This window comes from Aliivibrio friggae, assembly GCF_057368515.1.
Window position 1 is genome coordinate 2,004,998 of sequence record NZ_CM170648.1, and the last position, 21,344, is coordinate 2,026,341.

Below are 21,344 nucleotides of genomic sequence, written 5' to 3' on the forward strand. Positions count from 1 at the left end.
GTAAATGAACGTTATTAACCAGCAATATTAGTTACTCTTATCTAAGCTGCGTTAACTTGCCATTTCTTACGCAGTGTTTTCGCCGCTTTTACCATGTTTTCAAGCGCTGCCTCTGTTTCTTTCCAGTTACGCGTTTTCAAACCACAATCTGGATTCACCCATAAACGCTCAACAGGCACTTTTGCTGCTGCAGTTTCAATTAAATCAACAATCCACTCTTCGTTTGGAATATTTGGTGAGTGAATATCATAAACACCCGGTCCAATCTCATTTGGATAATTAAAGTCTTCAAACGCTTTCAATAATTCCATGTTTGAACGAGACGTTTCTATCGTGATCACATCTGCATCTAACGCTGCCACTGATTCGATAATCTCATTGAACTCGCTGTAACACATGTGAGTATGAATTTGAGTTTCTGATTTCGCACTTGCTGCTGAGATCTTAAACGCTTCTACCGCCCAATCTAAATACGCTTTTTGATCACTCTTTTTAATCGGTAACCCTTCACGAATTGCTGGCTCATCAATTTGAATAATATTAATGCCCGCTTGCTGAAGGTCAGAAACCTCATCACGTAATACCAGAGCTAATTGCTGTGCGATCTCTTTACGAGTAATGTCTTCACGTGGGAACGTCCAACCAAGAATCGTTACAGGACCTGTTAGCATGCCTTTCATTTGCTTGGTTGTTAGAGACTGTGCGTACTGAGTCCAATTGACTGTAATTGGAGCTTCACGCTCAATATCTGCCACCACGATAGCCGGTTTAACACAACGAGAGCCATAGCTTTGGACCCAACCAAATCGTGTTGCTTGAAAACCATTTAGATTCTCCGCAAAATATTCAACCATGTCATTTCGTTCTGCTTCACCATGCACTAATACATCCAAATCTAAACGCTCTTGACGCTCAACTGCATCAGCAATATGACCTTTCATTGCCGCAACATAATCTTGTTCGTTTAATTTACCTGCACGATACGCGCTGCGCTGTTGACGAATATCAGAGGTTTGTGGGAATGAACCAATTGTTGTTGTTGGCAATAATGGTAAACCTAATTTTTCAGCTTGGTGTTGTGATCGAACTGAATACACATCTGCTCGCTCTGCTAACGCAGGGGTAATTGCCGCTAAACGTTGCTGTACTGCAGGCTTATTAATGTGCTCTGCCGTCTCACGCTCACGCAGTGGCTGACTGTATTGATGGCAGGCTAAGATTGCGTTTTGGTTACCATCTAGTGCACCACCTAACAAAGTCACTTCTTTTAACTTTTGTTTTGCAAACGCAAACCACTGTGCCGTTTCTTGTGATAATTCCGTTTCTTGATCTAAATCTACAGGGCTATGCAACAATGAACATGAGCTCGCAATCCACAACTTATCACCCAATTTAGCTTTCACTGGTTGCAATCTTTCATGCAAACGTTCTAAATCTGCTCGCCATACATTACGACCATTAATCGCACCAACAGACAATACCCACTCTTTTGGTAATGCAGCTACAATCGTGTCTAATTGTTTAGGGTCTGCAGAGATATCAATATGTAAGCCATTTACCGCTAATTCAGTGATCTTATCTAAATGGTGTTCGACGCCATCAAAATACGTTGTTAATAGTAACTTCACATCACTTTGGATTACTTGATAAGCCAATTTAAATGAATTTGCCCATGCCTTTGGTAGTTCAAGCGCTAGAATTGGCTCATCAATTTGTACCCATTCAACACCAAGCGCAGATAACTTCGAAAAAATTGCCTGGTAAGCAGTGAGTAAGCGAGGAAGAAGCGCTAAACGATCAAACCCTTGCTCTACTTCTTCATCATTCACTTCTTTGCCTAACCACAAATAGCTTAATGGACCAAGAAGTACTGGTTTAACGGTATGCCCTTGTTTTTGTGCTTCTGCAATTTCATCAAATAGCTGTGACCAACTAACGTTAAATTTATCGTCTTTAGAAAATTCAGGAACAATATAGTGATAATTAGTATTAAACCACTTAGTCATATCTGAGGCCGCTTCACCACAACCACAGCTGTTTTGGGATTGACCACGCCCCACTTTAAATAAGGTATCTAAATCTGGAAAACCGTTATTGTGACGAGCTGGTACATGACCTAATAGAAGACTCGTCGTTAATACATGATCGTACCAAGCAAAATCACCCGCAGTAACGAAATCAAGTCCAGATGTGGTTTGATCTTTCCAATGACGTTGACGTAATTCACTGCCAACTGCTAATAATTCTTTTTTCTCTATCTCACCACGCCAATATTTTTCTTGTGCAAATTTCAACTCTCGTTGAGCACCTACTCGTGGGTAGCCTAAAATATGAGTGACTGTTTTTCCTACTGTATTGTTTAATTCTGTTGTCATTGACTTAATTCCCTTAGCCGTTTGGATGGCTAAACAATGACGTTTTTTATCACTATCTACAACGTCGAATACTTCACTTTGATTATGAATTTATTTCAACAACGCTTCTATATTATAAATTTCTTTATTTGGTTTTAGCCGTCTAGATGTTTACTTTTCTGCATTTTCATTTTACTGTGAAGAGAATTAAACAAACTCAAACGGAACTTGAGGATTTATAATGATTGAATTAAAACATCTAAAAACATTAACTACATTGCGGGATACTGGCTCATTAACCGCAACGGCTAATGCCCTCCATTTAACCCAATCAGCCCTTTCCCACCAACTGAAAGATTTTGAAGCTCGCCTTGGTAATCATGTTTTTTTACGTAAAACACGCCCGGTAAAATTCACCTCAGAAGGTGAGATCTTATTAAAACTGGCAGATGAAGTTTTGCCGAAAATGGCCAGAGCTGAATATGATATTGCCAGCCTAAAAGAAGATTTGCATGGTCGGCTGCATATGGCCATAGAGTGTCACTCTTGCTTCCAATGGTTAATGCCTGCAATTAAAGAATATCAAGTTGGTTGGCCTGAAGTTGAATTGGATTTTTCATCAGGCTTTGGTTTTGAGCCTTTACCTGCATTAGTGAATGGCGATCTAGATTTAGTGATCACATCTGACATTCAACCTCGTGGAGAGATACATTACGAGCCATTGTTTGATTTTGAAATGCGCCTTGTCATGGCAACAAACCATCCTCTCGCGAATAAAGAATGTATTGAACCTGAGGATTTGCTCGATCAAACCATGCTAACTTATCCAGTCCAAAAACAGCGCTTAGATATCGTAAAACATTTCCTATCGCCAAATCATGTTGAACCAGCCAAATGGAAACAAGCAGAAAATACATTAATGTTGATACAAATGGTGTCGGCAGGTTTAGGAGTTGCAGCATTACCTAATTGGGCAATCAGTGAATTTTCAAGACAAGGATTAATTGAGAGTAAACCATTAGGGAAAGGATTATGGAGAAGATTGTTCGCTGCCGTTAGGGACAGCGAACATGATAAAAGATATGTACAAGCATTTTTCTCTACTGCGAAACAGCAGAGCCAGAGTCATTTAGATGGAATTAAAATGACTTAAATCGAGGTATCTTCTATTGCTTTATTTCTATTGCGTTAATTTAAAACTTAGCTATTTTTAAATTGATTCGTTAATGGGTCATATTGATAACCCAAGCCACTGAGCTTGTCTTGAACTCCTTGTGTATCAAGCTCATACACGCTGGACAATTCTTCTAGACTGTGACATTCCAATCGCAATTTTTCATTAATGATGCCGAGTAGAATTCCACTTTCTAGTCCGTGAGCATTACTTAAATCCAATCTTCACCCTCCATGTTGCTTAAGAGACATACTTAGATTAGATCAGTTTTGAAAAGTAATGCGTGGCCTACATCACAAAAAACAACTGAAATTGATAATAACCAGAAATAGCCATAATAACGCTTGAAACAAGCAATACTTGCCACTTCACAGCCTGTTGTTTAAATAAGTGAAAACTCCACAAACCAATACTTAATAGCATCAAGCCTAATGCAATACCCAATTTAACGGCCATCTTATCCAAGAATATTTCATGAATACTTAATGTTTGGCACAATAAAATAATGGCCATGACAATTCCACTCACTACACCACTGATTGGTAATAGCTTATGGAATGTTTGTAAACGAGTTCGTGCCAAGGTTAATAGTAAATGAGTTAACAATGCTCCAAATAAGAATGGACCTGTCATTGCAAAAAATAACTGGGTAAATGAACCTGAACCCAAGGCTAAATTAACAAAGCTTGCCGCAGCAAAACCATTCGCTAATGCCATCACAATTAATGGCCCTTTATCACGCGTTTTGCCTGTTTTTACACTCAGATAAAAACCAGCAATGGCAATCGCAGGGACAAAATTAATTGCAAAAATAGAAGCATAAGTTATACCGATACCAGCAATGACACACCAGCCAAGGATCAAGACAGGTAGCCATTTATGAATACGGCCACGTTGACCAGGGCAAATATCCCCTTTGTGTAGAATGATCGTTAATAGTATTTGTGCACCTAAGAGTGCAGGAATAAGAATATATTGTAAGGTTTGAAAAAACATAACTACGCCACCTAATTAGAATGACGCTAGTATAAACCCTAATTTCACTTCGTCTAGTAACGGTTGAAAAACAATCAATTTCTATTAGGTTCTCAAAAAGACAGGTAGTAAGTTTCAACTCATTAGCCTTTTACAGCAACAAGAACAACAGTTGCGCATCATCTTATTAACAGAACTATTTTTTATTTGTTTTAGATCATGATGAGGTTAAGTAGCAGATGTGCTACAGGTGAAAATTAGGTAAGTTTCTATTACGAAATGTGTAAGAATATGTATATAAGTTACACAATTTTTGTATTTTTGAAATCTTAAGGGGAAAATTCCATGTTGGAGTTAATGATTGGTTTGGTGATCACCGTATTGGTGGGTTACTTTATCGTAAAAGGATATAAGGCGGCAGGTGTACTACTGACCGCTGGTTTAGCATTACTTATTATTGCAGGCTTATTAGGGCACACCGTTTTACCTGCAAAAGTTACCGCTACAGGTAACTTATTAACAGATGCACTAGAATACGTGAAATACATGCTGCAATATCGTGGGGGCGGCCTAGGTATGCAAATCATGCTACTTTGTGGTTTTGCTTCTTACATGACTCACATTGGTGCAAACAATGTTGTTGTAAAGCAGTTCTCTAAACCATTAGCATTTATTAAATCACCTTACGTTTTACTTGTTGCGGCTTATATCGTAGCGTGTTTAATGTCTCTTGCAGTAAGTTCTGCAACAGGTCTTGGTGTGCTATTGATGGCGACACTTTTCCCAATGATGACAGCGATGGGTATCTCTCGTCCTGCAGCAGTTGCCGTTTGTGCCTCTCCAGCAGCCATCATTCTTTCACCAACTTCTGGTGACGTTATCGTTGCTGCAGAAAAATCAGGCCTTCCTCTACATACGTTCGCGGTTGAGACGGTATTACCTGTTTCTATCTGTGCAATCATCGTTATGGCAGCAGCGGCTTTCTTCTGGAATAAATACCTAGATAAGAAAGAAAATACGCCAATGGAAAAAGTTGATATTTCAGCAATGGAAGTTAACGCACCTTCTTACTACGCGATTTTACCTTTCTTACCAATCGTTGGTGTCTTTGTCTTCAATGGCGAAACTATCCCTGGTTTATCTCTAGATATTTATACTATCGTTGTTGGTTCAATCTTCATTGGTGCGGTCATTAACTTTATTACTAATAAACTAGACGGCAGAGCTACGCTAGAAGATTTAGAATCTTGCTACGCAGGTATGGCTGACGCGTTTAAAGGTGTGGTAATGCTATTAGTTGCAGCCGGTGTATTTGCACAAGGCTTAATGTCTGTTGGTGCAATTGATAACCTACTGCACCTTGCAGATTCTGCTGGTGCAGGTGGTATCGCATTAATGCTTCTTCTAACTGGCTTAACCGTAGCTGCAGCGATTGCAACAGGTTCTGGTAATGCTCCTTTCTATGCATTCGTAGAATTAGCACCACAACTGGCTGGTAAAATGGGTCTTAGCCCTGCATTCCTAATCATTCCTATGCTGCAAGCATCTAACCTTGGTCGTACTATTTCACCAGTATCTGGCGTTATCGTTGCGACATCTGGTATGGCAAAAATCAGCCCATTTGAAGTGGTAAAACGTACATCTGTGCCTGTTATTTGTGGCTTAATCACGGTAATTGCAGGAACGATGGTACTTGTTCCAATGTATGCATAATATGCTAAATAGATAACAATATTAACGCCAGTGGTTTAATTCGACTGGCGTTTTTTTTTAATCTATAACCTATTTTCTATTAAATTTTGTGATACCCCATCAAATCGGCACTTTTCTTACAAAAAATTCACCTAATTCTCACGTAAATCTTATTAATTGAAGATACATTTGTCATATTCAATATTTCAATCAATACGAGCACATTTCCCATGATTAAAGATACGGCTATCATTTTTACCCTCTCTTTTTTAGCCATCTCTATTACCTATTTATGCCGTTTATACATCTAGTTCTATCTTGCTATTAGACGCCCCTACTTATATTGAGGGCTTTATTTTCTGGTTAAATCACTCGCAAATCGGTATAATTCGGCCTCCAAATTCTGAGGTGAACTAATGCACAACGTAACTCCAATAAACGAATACCCGAAATTCTGGGCAGAATGCTATGGAACAGCCCCTTTCTTTCCTACTTCTCGTAAAGAAATGGACCAACTTGGTTGGGATAGCTGCGACATTATCATTGTAACTGGGGATGCGTACGTGGATCACCCAAGTTTTGGTATGGCGATCATCGGACGTTTGCTAGAAGCACAAGGCTTCCGCGTTGGTATCATTGCTCAACCAAAATGGGACAACAAAGACGAGTTCATGGCTCTTGGTCAACCAAATTTATTCTTTGGTATCACTGCTGGTAACATGGATTCAATGATCAACCGTTATACCTCAGATAGAAAACTTCGTCATGATGATGCCTATACCCCAAACAATGAAGGTGGTAAGCGCCCTGACCGTGCTGTACTGGTATATTCTCAACGTTGTCGTGAAGCGTTTAAAGATACGCCTATTGTTTTAGGTGGCATTGAAGCAAGTCTACGCCGTTTAGCGCATTACGATTACTGGTCTGATAAAGTTCGTCGCTCAGTACTGTTTGATGCTAAAGGTGACATACTTCTTTTTGGTAATGCTGAGCGTGCTTTAGTTGAAGTTGCCCATCGCCTTGCTAGTGGCGAAGATGTTAAAACAATGACCAATATTCGTGGTACTGCGGTGAATCTACCTACAGAACCTGAAGGCTTTAAAATCATTGACTCTTCTCGTATTGAAAAGCCAGGTAAAGCTGCTTTTGTTCCAATCAACCCATACGCAACGGAAGAGCAATGTGAAACCAACAAAGCTGAAGTAAAAGAAGAGCAGCCACAAGTTATTACGGTAACGGCCTCTCGCCATGATTCAAAAACAACAGCGATTCGTATTCCACCGTATGAAAAACTAAACGGTGACCGTATTCTTTATGCTCACGCTAGTCGTATTATGCATTTAGAAACCAATCCATACTCTGGTCGTGCATTAATCCAGCGTCATGGTGATCGCGAATTATGGGTAAACCAAGCACCAATTCCTCTGACAACAGAAGAGATGGATTTTGTGTTTGACTTGCCTTATGCGCGTGTTCCACACCCTATGTATGGCAAAGCTAAGATCCCTGCGTATGACATGATTAAAACATCAGTCAACATTATGCGTGGTTGTTTTGGTGGTTGTTCATTCTGTAGTATTACCGAACACGAAGGTCGTATTATTCAGAACCGCTCTAAAGAATCGATCATCAATGAACTAGAAGAAATTCGTGACAAAGTTCCTGGATTTACCGGCACGATCTCAGATCTTGGTGGTCCAACAGCGAACATGTATCGTTTAGGCTGTTCAATACCGAAAGCAGAAGCAACCTGTCGTCGTCCTTCTTGTGTTTTCCCTAAGATCTGTGACAAGCTAAATACTGATCACGTACATACGATTGATTTGTACCGTGAAGCTCGTAAAGTTAAAGGCGTTAAGAAAGTATTAATTGCTTCTGGTGTTCGTTACGATTTAGCAATTGAATCTCCAGAATACGTGCGTGAGTTAGTCACCCACCACGTTGGCGGTTATTTGAAAATTGCACCTGAACATACCGAAAAAGGCCCATTAGATTTAATGATGAAGCCAGGTATGGGAACGTACGATCGCTTCAAGTCTATGTTTGAAAAATACAGCCAAGAAGCTGGTAAGAAGCAATATCTTATCCCTTACTTTATCTCTGCTCATCCGGGTACAGAAGATGAAGACATGCTGAACCTAGCGATGTGGCTGAAGAAAAACAACCTTGAGTGTGATCAGGTTCAGAACTTCTATCCATCACCAATGTGTAATGCAACCTCAATGTATTACTCAGAAACAAACCCACTGAAACGCGTGAAATATAAAAAACGTGAAGATGTGACGGTAGCTAAAGGTGAACGTCAACGTCGACTACATAAAGGCTTATTACGTTATCACGATCCTAAAAACTGGAAAATGATCCGTGAAGCACTAACAGAGATGGGTAAGAAGCACCTTATTGGTGACAAGCCACACTGTTTAGTACCTGAAGACGATATCGATACGCAAACACCTGCAGAGCGTCGTCAAACAGGACGTCACGGTGCGAAACGTTTTGCTACTAAGCATACTCAAGCACAGTTTGATGGCGACCCACGAAACAGTAACAATCGTGGTGGTCAAAATAAGAATAATCGTAACGGTAAACCTAACTCGCAAGGTCAAGGCCAAAACCGTTCTGGTAATGGTGGAAAACCAACAGGACACGCTAGTTCGGATAAGCCTGCATCAAGCGGACAGAAAAATGGCGTTCGTAATGGTTATTCAAACAATAAGCCAAGTGGCAATGGTAAACCTAAAGCGACTGGTGGTAACAAGCCTACGGGTAATAAACCAGCTGCGAATAAGCCAAGCGGTACTGGTGCTAAACGTAAACCAAAGCACCGTTAATTAAATTAACAAGCATAAAAAAAGCGAACCAATGCGGTTCGCTTTTTTATTATCTGAATATAAAGTAATGAAGTAGGACTCCCTACTCCACTATTAATTTATTCTTACTTCCAAACGTATAGGTTAAACAGTTTTTTACCACGTTTGATTACGCTGTATTTACCGAATAATGCGTCTTCTTTCTTAAGAACAACTTCAGAATCAGCAACTTTTTCGCCATTTACTGAAACCGCGCCATTACCAATAAATTCACGCGCCATCTTATTTGATTTTGCTAGTTCAGATTGAGTCAGTACTTCAACGATAGTTTGCTCTGAAGCCTCAAGCTCAGTCGTTGGCAGACCATCTTGTGCTAGTTGAGCTAAATCAGTTTCAGTTAGTGATGCTAAATCACCAGAGAACAATGCATCAGTAATACGGATAGAAGAAGCTAAACCTTCCTCACCGTGAACTAAGCGAGTCACTTCTTTAGCAAGTACACCTTGACCTGCAGGACGGCCTTGAACACTCTTATCACTTTCTTCAATTGCAGCAATTTCGTCTACAGATAGGAATGTGAAGAAACGTAGGAAGTTATATACGTCAGCATCCGCAGTGCCCAACCAGAATTGGTAGAAAGCGTATGGTGATGTTTTGCTTGGGTCTAACCAAATTGTACCTGATTCTGTCTTACCAAATTTAGTACCATCTGATTTAGTTACTAGCGGTAAAGTTAAGCCAAATACTTTATTACGATTCATACGACGAGTAAGATCGATACCACCAGTGATGTTACCCCACTGATCAGAACCACCAATTTGAAGCGTACATTCTTTTGCTTTGTTTAATGCAGCAAAGTCATATGATTGAAGCAGCATGTAACTGAACTCAGTAAATGAGATACCAGAACCTTCACGGTCGATACGCTGTTTTACTGATTCTTTTTGGATCATCGCGTTTACGCTGAAATGTTTACCGATATCACGCATGAATTCGATTACATTGATTTCACCAATCCAATCGAGGTTGTTCACTACTTCTGCGCCATTTTTCTCTTCTGTAAATTCAACAAAAGCAGAAACTTGAGCACGGATTTTATTAACCCAATCACCAACAACATCAGAGGTGTTTAATTGACGCTCAGCCGCTTTAAAGCTTGGGTCACCAATTAAACCAGTTGCGCCACCAACAAGTGCTAATGGCTTATGACCTGCTTGTTGAAAACGCTTAAGAACTAACAAAGGTACTAGGCTACCAATGTGTAAGCTGTCTGCTGTCGGATCGAAACCACAATAGAGAGTACGACAGTCAGTTGAAAGGTGCTCAGCTAATTCTTCGTCTGCTGTGCACTGTGCAATAAGCCCACGAGCTTTTAAATCCTGCAATAATTCATTTGTTGCTGTCATAGATAACCTACTTGTACTCTAAATTTCGGTATAAAAAAGAAGATTCGATTTTACACATTTACCCGCTAAATAACAGACTTTGTGCGTAAAAAGCCACTATGAACTATTATCTATTTCATCTCTTCATTTTATTAGAAATCTGTTTGTTACAATTGCTTTCAATTCCAAGAGCACAAAGTTCAAAAATTGACCTTAATTTAACGTCAAGAATTGTAATTCTGTGATGCTTAACTCAAACAAAAACAATGGTGATTTGCACCTCTTGAATCTGCTAAGTATGCCCATATTTATTTAGTAGGTGTTGCTAAGATGCAGTCTACTTAGTTGCTATTTCTTTCTGTCTTGCTAAGGAAAAAGAATGAAAAAGTTTGCCCGTGCCGCAGTCCTCATGGTTCTCGTATTTGGACGTCCTCAAGCACAAGCTTCCTCATTAATTGAGTATATTGAACCTGATTTTCAAGAAGCAAACCAATCAGAGATCGATCATCAACATGTCCTTCATAGCCTAAATGGTCTACTTTCAATTCAAAGTTGGAACCATTTCTCACATCAACCTTATGATGATTTTGATATTTTAAATTCTAAGGCTCATCAAGCTCAAAGAGAATTAGAAAATATCTGCAAAGAGACAGCATTAATGTCAAATGCTCAACCTCAATTTGCAGGTGTAAAAAGTACTGAACGAGCTTTATTAAAGATTGAACAAGAATTAAATGGTCAGGTAAATAAATTAACTGATATGGCAAGAGCAACAGTGGTTGCCGATTCAATACCTGACTTAGTGACGGCCTATGAATCAATAAATAGAGAAACAACCGTACTAAGTGTTACTAACCGTTTTTCAGAACCCGCCAAATCAGGCTATCGAGATATTAAGTTGTTAGTAGAATTACCAAAAACAAAATTAGTTGCCGAAATACAACTGCACTTAAAAGATATTGCAATGGTAAAAAATGGAGCAGAGCATAAGTTGTATGAAGAGATTCAAAATATAGAGCGTTTAGCGCTTGTTGAAAATAGAGAATTCACTGAATTCGAGCAGGCTCGCGTTGCTAAATTAAGATCATTATCTCAATCACTATACGCAAATGCTTGGCAAGCTTATCTACCAACTCAAGCACTAGCTTAAATAAGCTTTCTATAACTGAATCGCCATAAACTAAAAAGAGCAACCAATAACCTATTGATTGCTCTTTCTTTTTTAACTGCTTATGTTTTTTGCTCTTCACGCCATCAAAACCAAACTTCCAAAAAAAGCTAATCCTGAAAAAACAGCTACAGTTGTAATGAGTGCAAATTTAAAATCACTTTCCATAACGACTCCTTGTTATTGCGATGTAACAAAAAGTTAACACTAGTTTGACGTATCTTCAAGAAATCAAAAGAAGTAGACCATCAAGTTGGTATTGGCATCACAATGTCAGCATAATCAATCTAACATAAGCATGAAATTAACGATTTTGTGACTAAATACAAGTTAATCAAATTATGAAATACTTTTGGGAGGAATTAATGAAACGGACCTCATTACTAGGGCTACTCGCCATTGTACCTTTGCCACTATTTGCTCAAGTATATATAACTCCGTCGATTGGTATTGCTTCTGGCGGTGAAGTAGAAAATAGCACAGGTGAAACTTTCAGTATTAAAGCAGACAACGCACTCTCCTTTGCTATTGAAACGGATTTCGATACTGGTCGCATTGGCTTATTTTATAGCACTCAAAGCAGCGAAGTAAAATCACTTGGCTATAAAACACGATTTGATTATTTACACTTTCAAAGTGCATTGGATTACCCTCTTACTTCTCATTTAAGCTCTTTCTTTGGTTTAAGTCTTGGCGCTACTTATACCGATGTAGACTGGAGTGACGAAAGCCTACACTTCTCTGTCGGCGCATTTACTGGGTTGCAATACCACTTTACTGATAATCTAGCATTACAACTAGAAGCCCGTTGGTTAGGGACCTCTGTTGATAGCGATTTCGATAGCGCCTGTGTTTCTGGTTCGACAAAAAGTGGATGTGTCATCCGATATGAAGGAAGCTGGATGAATCAAGTGCAAGGCAATCTTGGACTAAGATTCAGTTTTTAAGCCCTTAGAGTACTGATAATAATTTCTTAAATTCCAATTGATACGGTTACTTTCTCATCGATTGGAATTTTTTTATAAAAACACAATTAATTATTTAACCTTTAATTAACAATAATACACTCTGCATAAGAAATAATCTTTAAAACTACCTGCCATAAAATCAATCAAAATAAGAACAATTCACTGCTAACACTATATTTTGCTACCTTTACGTCATATTGCCTTAACAATCATAAATAGGTAATCTTCCTGTAATGCTTAGCTAATACCTCTAGTTTGAGCAAATTTATTTCAACTTAAATAGAGAATGATACTAAATAAGCTTCAGTTCTCAGGGAAAAGTTTTTTAAAGGAGTGTTTTATGAAGCGTGAACAATGGGGTTCTCGTGCAGGATTTATTCTTGCAGCAGTAGGATCTGCTATCGGTCTAGGTAATATTTGGCGTTTTCCATACATGGCGTATGAGAATGGCGGCGGTGCTTTCTTCATCCCTTATCTATTTGCAATGCTAACTGCTGGTATTCCATTTATGATCATGGAATTTGGTATGGGTCATAAATTCAGAGGCTCTGCACCACGAACATTTGCAAAACTAAACAAAAAATACGAATGGCTTGGTTGGTTCCAAGTATTAATAGCCGCTGTGATTACAGTGTACTATGTTGCTGTTATTGGCTGGGCTATCTCTTACTTCAGTATGTCTTTTTCTCAAAGCTGGGGACAAGATACTAACGCGTATTTCTTTAGCGAATACCTAAAGTTAGGTGACAACTCACCAACAAAACTTGGTAGTATTCAATGGCACATCGCTATTCCAATGGTTATTGCTTGGGCTATCACTTTTGCGGCTATTTTTGGTGGCGTAAAAAGTGGGATAGAACGTGCAAGTAAGATCATGATGCCTTTACTGTTTATTATGGTAATTGCTCTTATTGCGCGAATGATTTTCTTACCTGGTGCACTCGATGGGCTTAACTACCTATTCCAACCAGATTTTAGCAAGATCACAGATCCAAAAGTATGGTCAGCCGCTTATGGTCAAATCTTCTTTACCCTAAGTGTCGGCTTTGCCATCATGCTGGCTTATTCAAGTTACTTACCTGAAAAATCAGATGTGAATAATAACGCCTTTATGACGGTACTGATTAACTGTGGTTTCTCTATTATCGCCGGTATTCTTATCTTTTCTATTTTAGGTAACATGGCACATGAGCAGAGTAAACCATTAACAGAAGTGGTTAGCGCTGGTGTTGGGCTTGCTTTTGTTACTATTCCGGCAGCAATTAACTTACTACCGGCGCCTTATATTCTTGGACCTCTATTCTTCTTTGCTTTAGTTGTGGCTGGGTTAAGTTCTCACATTTCAATCATTGAAGCGGTAACGTCTGCTTTCATTGACAAATTAAACTGGTCTCGTAAAAAAGCAGCGTCTGTTGTATGTAGTGTTGGTTTAGTGGTTTCAATGGCATTCGCAACTAATGGCGGTCTATTACTGCTTGATTTGGTTGACTACTTCATCAATAACATTGCGCTATTAACTAGTTGTTTAATCGAACTGTTTATTATGGGTTGGTTAGTGAAACTGGCTGATATCCGCTCGCACGTTAATAAAATATCTGAGTTTACGATTGGTAAATGGTTTGAGATCTGCTTACGCTTTGTAAGCCCTGCTTTCCTAGTGGTTATCTTAGGAACAAATATCGTTAATACGTTAACTGATGGTTATGGCGGTTATGCTCAATTCGATTTACTGCTACTTGGTTGGGGTCTTATTGCCGCAATGCTAGTGGTTGGTATCGTAATTAATAAATCAAGCAAGGAGGCTTAATATGACAACTGGTGCAATCATTATGATGGTTCTTGGCCTTGGGATCACTTGGGGAGGCGCAGCCTTCTGTATCCGTAAGGCGATGAACAGTAACTAGAAACTACTTTCTAGAAAATGTTAGTCTTAAAGCAGATCTTCGGATCTGCTTTTTTTTCGCTGTTTCATTTTAAATTAATTTAGAAGGTAAAAATGACCATTCTCTATTCATTTCGCCGCTGCCCTTATGCTATGCGTGCACGGCTTGGGCTTGCTCTCTCTGAAAAATCGGTACAGCTTCGTGAAATCATATTGAAACATAAACCAGAAGCAATGATACAGGCATCCCCTAAAGGCACTGTTCCTGTCTTAATTGAAAAAGATGGGCATGTGATAGATGAAAGCTTAGATATCATGAAATGGGCTTTAGAAGGCTCTCAACTGTTAAATTCAGCAACGAATACCATGCATTTATTAATAAAAGAAAATGATGAGGTATTTAAAGGCTGGTTAGATAAATACAAATACGCAGATCGCTACCCTGAACATTCAGAAGTTTACTACCGTGAGCAAGGTGAGATATTTTTAGAGAAACTAGAACGACAGTTAACTAATTCAAATAGATTATTTAGTGATGAATACAGTTTTGCTGATTTGGCCATTCTTCCTTTTATTCGCCAGTTTGCGTTTGTGGACATTGATTGGTTTAACCAAAGTAAATATCAACACGTACGTGATTGGCTTACGAATTTCATTGATTCAGCGCTGTTTCTCAAAATCATGAAGAAATATCCGACTTGGTTAGAATCACATCAAGAAATCTCGTTCCCTGAAAAATAACCCTTTGTTTCTCTTCTTCTCAAACCAGAAAACAAAAAAGGAGACTCGAAAGTCTCCTTTTATTAATCATCGATAAAACCGATAATTAGTTATGAGTAATCCACTCATTCATGTCTGTTTTCAAGTTATCCGATTTAGTACCGAAGATAGCTTGAACACCAGAACCAGCAACAACAACACCTGCAGCGCCAAGTTGTTTCAGTTTGTCTTGATTTACCGCTTCAACACTTGCTACAGAAACACGTAGACGAGTAATACAAGCATCAAGGTTTGTGATGTTCTCTTTACCACCAAATGCAGCAACCAACTCACCAGCTAACTCAGAACCAGTTACAGCAGGACCTGCATTTTCATCTTCATCTTCACGACCTGGAGTCTTAAGGTTCATCGCTTTAATTACAAAGCGGAATACGATGTAGTAAACAACTGCATAAACAAGACCAAGACCAACAAGAAGAAGCATGTTCTCTGCACGTGGAGATTGAACTACAAAGTCAATGAAACCATTCGAGAATGTGTGACCGTGAACAATACCTAATGCGTTAGTTAGCATGTATGCAACACCAGCAAGTACTGCGTGGATAGCATAAAGAACTGGAGCAACAAATAGGAATGCGAATTCAATCGGTTCTGTGATACCAGTAAGGAATGAAGTTAACGCAGCAGATGCCATGATACCCATTACTTTAGCGCGGTTTTCAGGTTTTGCTGAATGTGCAATTGCGATTGCAGCAGCAGGAAGACCGAACATTTTGAATAAGTAACCACCAGCAAGTTGACCGAAACCGTTACCTGCAGCGCGAGATGCGTCATCAGCAGTAAGGAAACAAGTCATGATACCATTTACTTGCTCACCAGCGTTGTTCACACAAGAACCCGCTTCGTAGAAGAATGGTACGTTCCAGATATGGTGAAGACCAAAAGGAATAAGAGAACGTTCAACAACACCGTAAATACCAAATGCCATTACTGGGTTTTGGTTTGCTGCCCAATCAGAGAATGCCGCAATTGCGCCACCGATTGGAGGCCAAATTACTGAAAGAACTAGACCTAGAGCGATAGATACAAAACCAGTAACGATTGGCACTGCACGCTTACCAGCGAAGAAGCCTAAGTATTCTGGAAGTTGAATACGGTAGAACTTGTTGAAAGCCCAACCAGCAACACCACCAGCAAGGATACCACCAAGAACACCAGTCTCGATACCATCAACACCCATTACTGTTGCCATCACTTTAAGTGTAGCAACCATGATGCCGTAACCAACAACAGCTGCTAGACCAGCAACACCATCATTGTTTGTAAAACCAAGTGCAGTACCTACAGCAAATAGCAGAGCCATTTGACCGAATACTGAACCACCAGCTTGTTCCATTAAGTGAGAAACCACTTCAGGAAGGAAACTAAAGTTGGCTGCACCAACCCCTAAAAGAATACCAGCTACTGGAAGAACTGATACAGGCAACATAAGTGCCTTACCAACTTTCTGTAGATTGGCAAAAAGGTGTTTAAACATGTTTTGCTCCTAATAATTATAAATACAATTGAAACACTCAAGGCCTACTAGTGAATTACGGCAATATCCCCCTTGCCTATATGTAATTAACATAATTGTAAGTAATCGTGTCTCTAATCAAACTGTCGCTAAATATAGACCTATGTAAAAACAGTTTCTAGCATGTTTTCATTTATTGTTTTAAAACCCTGCAGCGATCACAAAAGTAAGGCGTAGCAAAAGTAATACAAAAAATACACCTTAAAGATAAGGTTATGATTTATATAAAAAATAATTAAAAACAGTCGAAAATCAAATGTTATTTTTAGCAACAAAAATAGATAGGGCAAATAAACGGCTACTGCAATCGATTACTTATAAAATAAGTAACGAAAACCTGCAAAAAATCAATTTAATAAAAAAAAGAGAGACTAATGCCTCTCTTTTGATTGTTTTATCAACAAATTCAAATTATTTGTTCAAAAAAAGTTTCTTGAAATTATTGGTGGTTACTTGAGCAACCTCTTCAAATGATTTTCCTTTTAATAAACCAATATACTCAGCAACATCCCTTACATAAGCAGGTTGGTTCTCTTTTCCTCGAAATGGTACTGGAGCTAAATAAGGAGAATCAGTCTCGACTAATAGACGATCTAAAGGTAAACGGCGAACCACATCTTTCAATTCAGCGGCTTTATTAAACGTTACAATTCCTGATATAGAAATGTAAAAACCTAAATCCATCGCTGCTTCTGCAAATTCCCAATCTTCAGTAAAACAGTGTATTACACCACCACATTTATCTGCTTGACCATTTTTTAGAATAGCTAAGGTATCTTCTCGAGCTTGTCTTGTATGAATAATTAATGGTTTATTATACTCAACCGCAACTTCTACTTGCTGCTCAAATAAATCACGCTGACGAGGAGCACTTTCTGGTTGGTAAAAATAATCTAACCCCGTTTCACCTATCGCAATAACACGCTCATTTGCTGCATATTGACGAAAAATAGACAAATCAAACTCAGAATCAACATCTAAAGGGTGGATCCCACAAGAGGCATGAACTTCAGGGTGATCCTTAATCATTTCCATCATATTTGGAAAAGCATCCAAGGTTACCCCTACAGTAAGAAACTGCTCTACTCCACGCTGTTTGGCTTTTTCAAGCACATCTTCAACACTAGTATGTAGATCACTGTAATTTAATTTGTCTAAGTGACAGTGTGAATCAATTAACACATTACTCTCCAATAAACTCAAATAACCATTGAGTTAATAATAATTCTTTATTTAGCCCTGGATGAGCATTCAACTGTTGTCGTAATTCATTCAAGCTTAAATATTGTTTATAAACTATATTGGTTGGGATACTTTTTGCTAAACGCTCAATACTCTCTTGCTCATCACAGTGAACCCAACCTGTAACAACGCCTAATTGTCGCTTTTGAATATCGGACAGTAAGTAGCTTAACCAACAAAGACCTTCATCTTCTAGCTTAATTAAGCTTTTAACGACATCTGACGTCGCACAAAAAGACGATCCCACACAAGCGCTAAAATGAGAAAGAAGCTGTTGGTGACTCGCTTGTTTCTTATCTTGATAAAAGCTTTTAACAGCTAATGGTAAATAATTATTCAATCCTATTGATTGTGGACTAACTGTCAGTTTTTCTGTCTCAGCTAACCATTCAGTAATTACTTCTGCACTAATCTCTGGTTGCAACCAAACTTGGCAACGACTGCGAATTGTTGGTAATAAATGGTGCGCAGAATTGGCTAACAGTACAAATTGACAGTTCTTAGGTGGCGCTTCTAATGTCTTAAGCAATGCATTGGCTGCAGACTCTGTCATTTTCTCAGCAGGCTCAATAATGATCATTCGTTTAGCATTAAACTGTGATGACTCTAATGCCCACGAATTACACTGCCGGATCTGGTCAACCGAAATAGATTTCCCTTCAACTTCGGGTCTAATCCAATGCAGATCAGGATGGTTTCCCGACTCAACCAAACCACAACTATGACAAAAGCCACAAGGCTCGGTTCCTTGTGTTAAACACAGTAAGGTATCAGAAAAATACTGAACGAGAGCATCTCTACCTGTTCCATCTGGCATCGCACACAAGATGGCATGGGGCAATCGATCTGTCGCTATCAATTGCTGCCATTGCTGCCAAACACCTTGCTGCCAAGGATATAATTTAGTTGCCATTAGCCGCTAACCACGTTTCTAATGCACTAATAATTGACTGTGTTACTGTTTCTAAATCTTGTCCTGCATCAATAGTAATAATAGTTTCATCGCTATTGGCAAACTCTAAGTAACGTTCACGACTGCGCTCAAAGAAATCCAGCTTCATCTGCTCAATTCGATCCAATTCTCCACGGGCTGATGCACGTTGAAGACCTAATTTAGGATCAATGTCCATATAGATAGTGAAGTCTGGTTTGAAATCACCAAGAACAGTATTTCTCATTGTCGCCATTAAATCACGATCAAAACCACGACCACCACCTTGATAGGCTTGTGAAGATAGGTCATGTCGATCACCAACAACCCACTCGCCTCTCGCTAATGCCGGCTTAATCACATTACCAACTAGCTGTGCTCGTGCTGCATACAGTAGTAATAACTCGGCCATATCCGTTAATGGCTCATCAGGATGACCTTGTTTAACCAACTCACGCATTTTTTCAGCTAATGGCGTACCGCCTGGCTCTCTTGTCGTCACAGGACTATCAATACCATGCTTAGCAAGGGTCGCTAATACATTTTTAATTGCTGTGCTTTTTCCTGCGCCTTCTAGGCCTTCAATTACAATAAATTTAGACATAATTAATTTCTTAAGGTTCTTAGATAAGCTCTAACTGCTTTGTTATGCTCAACTAGTGATTTAGTGAATTTATGACCGCCTGTACCATCTGCAACAAAATAAAGATAACGACTAGTTTCTGGGTGCAGAGCTGCTTTTATCGATGCAGGGCCCGCCATTGCAATCGGTGTTGGCGGTAGACCATTTATTGTGTACGTATTATAAGCTGTTGGCGTACGTAGATCTTTTTTACGAATATTACCATCGTATTTATCTCCCATTCCGTAAATTACGGTTGGATCTGTTTGTAAACGCATCCCACGCTTTAAACGGTTAACAAATACAGAAGATACTCGTTCTCTTTCTGAATCAATCGCTGTTTCTTTTTCAATAATAGAGGCTAAGATCAACGCTTCATAAGATGATTTTAAAGGTAGGTTTGCTGATTTAGTTTTCCACTCTGCATCCAGTAATGCCACTAATGCATTATGAGAGCGCTCTAGAATATCAAAGTCACTCATACCTGCCGTATAATGGTATGTTTCAGCTAAGAACAACCCTTCTAATTTAGAACGATCAACCCCTAATTTCTCCGCAATTTCTTTTTCTGAAAGATTGCTTAGTTCGTGATCTAAGTAAGGTGCTTGCTCTAATTGTTGCTGCCATTCAGAAAAACGACTTCCTTCAACAAAGGTAATCGAAAATTGATGCTCTTTACCTGTTTTTAATTGAGTTAATACTGTCGCTAAAGATTGGTTAGGTTCAACCCAATATGTGCCTGCTTTAATTTCAGTAAGCTCTGGAAACAATCGATGAGTAAAACGCGCCCATTTAGTCTCTGAGATCCATTGCTTCTGTTCAAATTGACGAACCAGTTTTCGATAACTAGTACCTGGTTTTACCTCAATTAGCTGAGCATCCTTTAATAAAACAGGCTGTTCTGTAAATTGAGTCGCTTGTTGATAGCCCCAAAAGCCAACACCAACCGCGCCTATCGCGATGAGTAAAATAAGGAATAACAATTTCTTTAGCACGAGTACAATTTCTCCTGAAATCTGTGTGTAAATTTATGTTGAGTGAATTTTGTATTAACAATTGCATTGATTGGTACAATTTCAAATAAAGAATTAGTAATAAAAACTTCATCAGCATTTTCTAGCTCACACAGTTCTACACTAACTTCATTTAACTCTAATTGAGATTCTTCTATCAACTGTTGCAGGTGCTTTTTCATCACACCTTCTATACCTGAAAAAGATAAATCAGGAGTAAAGATTCTACCATCCTTAATCCAAAAGATATTACCTATCGAGGTTTCTATAACTTTGTTATTAAGATCAAGAACCACAACATCTGTTGTTTCTGTTTTTTCTATTTCATCTTTGATTAATACTTGCTCTAATCGATTTAAATGCTTCATTCCAGCAAGCTGTGGAGATGATAAACCAAGCTTAATCGTAGAGACACCTAATTCAATGCCATTTTTTTGCCATTGCTTATAATGGCTTGGATATTGAAAATCAGACACAATGACCTGAGTAGTCACACACCCTTCAGGTGAATAACCTCTGCCACCAGCACCCCGACTAATTAATATTTTAATGCCACCAAGCGCCAGACTCTTCGCAACACTGCAAACCTGCGTTTCTAAATCATGCCAATTAGGAGATGTCATCATTAAACGTTTTGCAGAGGTTTTAAGACGTTCTAAATGAAAAGGCCATAAACATACCTCACCATTTTCAACTTTCATGGTGGTAAAGAAGCCATCTCCATATTGGGTACTTCGATCATTAATCGGCAATGTTTCGGATTCAACACCATTAACCCAGTACATAGAAACTCCAGATAATAAAAAAGGCGATTTGATATAATATCAAACCG

At 38.9% G+C, this 21,344-nt stretch carries 19 protein-coding genes; 8 read left to right on the forward strand and 11 right to left on the reverse strand.

Annotation, left to right across the window (positions count from 1 at the left end):
* Window positions 1–41: 41 nt before the first annotated feature.
* The gene (gene metE / locus AC2INI_RS09320) at window positions 42–2,375 is read right to left on the reverse strand and encodes a 5-methyltetrahydropteroyltriglutamate--homocysteine S-methyltransferase (RefSeq protein WP_486304684.1); all 2,334 of its coding nucleotides are present in this window, start codon (window positions 2,373–2,375) and stop codon (window positions 42–44) included.
* 220 nt (window positions 2,376–2,595) lie between these two features.
* On the opposite strand from metE, the gene AC2INI_RS09325 reads away from it, so the two are divergent.
* Entirely contained in the window at window positions 2,596–3,507 is a 912-nt protein-coding gene (locus AC2INI_RS09325) for a LysR substrate-binding domain-containing protein (RefSeq protein WP_486304685.1), read from the forward strand.
* A gap of 47 nt (window positions 3,508–3,554) precedes the next feature.
* Here AC2INI_RS09325 and AC2INI_RS09330 read toward each other — a convergent pair whose 3' ends face one another.
* Window positions 3,555–3,749 carry a DUF4250 domain-containing protein gene (locus AC2INI_RS09330; protein ID WP_122033885.1) on the reverse strand — a complete coding sequence of 65 codons (195 nt, stop codon included), beginning with the start codon at window positions 3,747–3,749 and terminating at the stop codon, window positions 3,555–3,557.
* A 67-nt stretch (window positions 3,750–3,816) separates the two neighbouring features.
* Window positions 3,817–4,524: a hypothetical protein gene (locus tag AC2INI_RS09335; RefSeq protein ID WP_486304686.1), complete on the reverse strand. Its 708-nt coding sequence runs from the start codon at window positions 4,522–4,524 to the stop codon at window positions 3,817–3,819.
* A 324-nt stretch (window positions 4,525–4,848) separates the two neighbouring features.
* Between AC2INI_RS09335 and dcuC the strand changes: the two genes are divergently transcribed.
* Both dcuC and AC2INI_RS09345 read left to right on the forward strand, forming a co-directional pair.
* Window positions 4,849–6,216 (forward strand): anaerobic C4-dicarboxylate transporter DcuC, encoded by a 1,368-nt coding sequence (gene dcuC / locus AC2INI_RS09340; protein WP_122033887.1) that lies wholly within the window; start codon window positions 4,849–4,851, stop codon window positions 6,214–6,216.
* A 395-nt stretch (window positions 6,217–6,611) separates the two neighbouring features.
* On the forward strand, window positions 6,612–9,026 hold the full coding sequence (locus tag AC2INI_RS09345; RefSeq protein WP_486304687.1) for a YgiQ family radical SAM protein: 2,415 nt from the start codon (window positions 6,612–6,614) through the stop codon (window positions 9,024–9,026).
* A 104-nt stretch (window positions 9,027–9,130) separates the two neighbouring features.
* Here the strand turns inward: AC2INI_RS09345 and tyrS are convergent, their stop codons facing one another.
* Window positions 9,131–10,411 carry a tyrosine--tRNA ligase gene (gene tyrS / locus AC2INI_RS09350; RefSeq protein ID WP_486304688.1) on the reverse strand — a complete coding sequence of 427 codons (1,281 nt, stop codon included), beginning with the start codon at window positions 10,409–10,411 and terminating at the stop codon, window positions 9,131–9,133.
* A gap of 358 nt (window positions 10,412–10,769) precedes the next feature.
* Here tyrS and AC2INI_RS09355 point away from each other — a divergent pair, with 358 nt between their 5' ends.
* A complete protein-coding gene (locus tag AC2INI_RS09355) occupies window positions 10,770–11,540 on the forward strand; it encodes a phosphoribosylglycinamide formyltransferase (RefSeq protein ID WP_486304689.1) in 771 nt (256 codons plus the stop codon).
* A 96-nt stretch (window positions 11,541–11,636) separates the two neighbouring features.
* Here the strand turns inward: AC2INI_RS09355 and cydH are convergent, their stop codons facing one another.
* On the reverse strand, window positions 11,637–11,726 hold the full coding sequence (gene cydH / locus AC2INI_RS09360; RefSeq protein ID WP_486304690.1) for a cytochrome bd-I oxidase subunit CydH: 90 nt from the start codon (window positions 11,724–11,726) through the stop codon (window positions 11,637–11,639).
* A gap of 197 nt (window positions 11,727–11,923) precedes the next feature.
* Here cydH and AC2INI_RS09365 point away from each other — a divergent pair, with 197 nt between their 5' ends.
* The 4 genes from AC2INI_RS09365 to AC2INI_RS09380 all read left to right on the forward strand — a co-directional run bounded on the left by AC2INI_RS09365 (window position 11,924) and on the right by AC2INI_RS09380 (window position 15,149).
* Window positions 11,924–12,505, forward strand: a complete 582-nt coding sequence (locus tag AC2INI_RS09365; RefSeq protein WP_486304691.1) for a porin family protein — start codon at window positions 11,924–11,926, stop codon at window positions 12,503–12,505.
* A gap of 361 nt (window positions 12,506–12,866) precedes the next feature.
* The gene (locus AC2INI_RS09370; RefSeq protein WP_486304692.1) at window positions 12,867–14,333 is read left to right on the forward strand and encodes a sodium-dependent transporter; all 1,467 of its coding nucleotides are present in this window, start codon (window positions 12,867–12,869) and stop codon (window positions 14,331–14,333) included.
* A 1-nt stretch (window position 14,334) separates the two neighbouring features.
* Entirely contained in the window at window positions 14,335–14,430 is a 96-nt protein-coding gene (locus tag AC2INI_RS09375; protein WP_099047736.1) for a MetS family NSS transporter small subunit, read from the forward strand.
* A 92-nt stretch (window positions 14,431–14,522) separates the two neighbouring features.
* On the forward strand, window positions 14,523–15,149 hold the full coding sequence (locus tag AC2INI_RS09380; protein WP_486304693.1) for a glutathione S-transferase: 627 nt from the start codon (window positions 14,523–14,525) through the stop codon (window positions 15,147–15,149).
* An 85-nt stretch (window positions 15,150–15,234) separates the two neighbouring features.
* On the opposite strand, the gene ptsG is transcribed toward AC2INI_RS09380, so the two are convergent.
* The 6 genes from ptsG to pabC all read right to left on the reverse strand — a co-directional run bounded on the left by ptsG (window position 15,235) and on the right by pabC (window position 21,297).
* Entirely contained in the window at window positions 15,235–16,665 is a 1,431-nt protein-coding gene (gene ptsG, locus AC2INI_RS09385) for a PTS glucose transporter subunit IIBC (protein WP_122033898.1), read from the reverse strand.
* Window positions 16,666–17,115: 450 nt separating this feature from the next.
* A complete protein-coding gene (locus AC2INI_RS09390) occupies window positions 17,116–17,886 on the reverse strand; it encodes a TatD family hydrolase (protein WP_486304694.1) in 771 nt (256 codons plus the stop codon).
* Window position 17,887: 1 nt separating this feature from the next.
* Window positions 17,888–18,859, reverse strand: a complete 972-nt coding sequence (gene holB / locus AC2INI_RS09395; RefSeq protein WP_122033903.1) for a DNA polymerase III subunit delta' — start codon at window positions 18,857–18,859, stop codon at window positions 17,888–17,890.
* Window positions 18,849–19,481: a dTMP kinase gene (gene tmk / locus AC2INI_RS09400; protein ID WP_122033906.1), complete on the reverse strand. Its 633-nt coding sequence runs from the start codon at window positions 19,479–19,481 to the stop codon at window positions 18,849–18,851. The genes holB and tmk overlap by 11 nt, the downstream gene beginning before the upstream one ends.
* A 2-nt stretch (window positions 19,482–19,483) precedes the next feature.
* On the reverse strand, window positions 19,484–20,494 hold the full coding sequence (gene mltG / locus AC2INI_RS09405) for an endolytic transglycosylase MltG (protein ID WP_122033910.1): 1,011 nt from the start codon (window positions 20,492–20,494) through the stop codon (window positions 19,484–19,486).
* Entirely contained in the window at window positions 20,488–21,297 is an 810-nt protein-coding gene (pabC, locus tag AC2INI_RS09410) for an aminodeoxychorismate lyase (RefSeq protein WP_486304695.1), read from the reverse strand. The genes mltG and pabC overlap by 7 nt, the downstream gene beginning before the upstream one ends.
* Between the last annotated feature and the right edge of the window lie 47 nt (window positions 21,298–21,344).

Excerpts from the sequence above, each read along its gene's own strand:
- metE (WP_486304684.1), bottom strand. The coding sequence starts at position 2,375 with ATGACAACAGAATTAAACAATACAGTAGGAAAAACAGTCACTCATATT.
- AC2INI_RS09325 (WP_486304685.1), top strand. The coding sequence starts at position 2,596 with ATGATTGAATTAAAACATCTAAAAACATTAACTACATTGCGGGATACT.
- AC2INI_RS09335 (WP_486304686.1), bottom strand. The coding sequence starts at position 4,524 with ATGTTTTTTCAAACCTTACAATATATTCTTATTCCTGCACTCTTAGGT.
- dcuC (WP_122033887.1), top strand. The coding sequence starts at position 4,849 with ATGTTGGAGTTAATGATTGGTTTGGTGATCACCGTATTGGTGGGTTAC.
- AC2INI_RS09345 (WP_486304687.1), top strand. The coding sequence starts at position 6,612 with ATGCACAACGTAACTCCAATAAACGAATACCCGAAATTCTGGGCAGAA.
- tyrS (WP_486304688.1), bottom strand. The coding sequence starts at position 10,411 with ATGACAGCAACAAATGAATTATTGCAGGATTTAAAAGCTCGTGGGCTT.
- AC2INI_RS09355 (WP_486304689.1), top strand. The coding sequence starts at position 10,770 with ATGAAAAAGTTTGCCCGTGCCGCAGTCCTCATGGTTCTCGTATTTGGA.
- cydH (WP_486304690.1), bottom strand. The coding sequence starts at position 11,726 with ATGGAAAGTGATTTTAAATTTGCACTCATTACAACTGTAGCTGTTTTT.
- AC2INI_RS09365 (WP_486304691.1), top strand. The coding sequence starts at position 11,924 with ATGAAACGGACCTCATTACTAGGGCTACTCGCCATTGTACCTTTGCCA.
- AC2INI_RS09370 (WP_486304692.1), top strand. The coding sequence starts at position 12,867 with ATGAAGCGTGAACAATGGGGTTCTCGTGCAGGATTTATTCTTGCAGCA.
- AC2INI_RS09375 (WP_099047736.1), top strand. The coding sequence starts at position 14,335 with ATGACAACTGGTGCAATCATTATGATGGTTCTTGGCCTTGGGATCACT.
- AC2INI_RS09380 (WP_486304693.1), top strand. The coding sequence starts at position 14,523 with ATGACCATTCTCTATTCATTTCGCCGCTGCCCTTATGCTATGCGTGCA.
- ptsG (WP_122033898.1), bottom strand. The coding sequence starts at position 16,665 with ATGTTTAAACACCTTTTTGCCAATCTACAGAAAGTTGGTAAGGCACTT.
- holB (WP_122033903.1), bottom strand. The coding sequence starts at position 18,859 with ATGGCAACTAAATTATATCCTTGGCAGCAAGGTGTTTGGCAGCAATGG.
- tmk (WP_122033906.1), bottom strand. The coding sequence starts at position 19,481 with ATGTCTAAATTTATTGTAATTGAAGGCCTAGAAGGCGCAGGAAAAAGC.
- pabC (WP_486304695.1), bottom strand. The coding sequence starts at position 21,297 with ATGTACTGGGTTAATGGTGTTGAATCCGAAACATTGCCGATTAATGAT.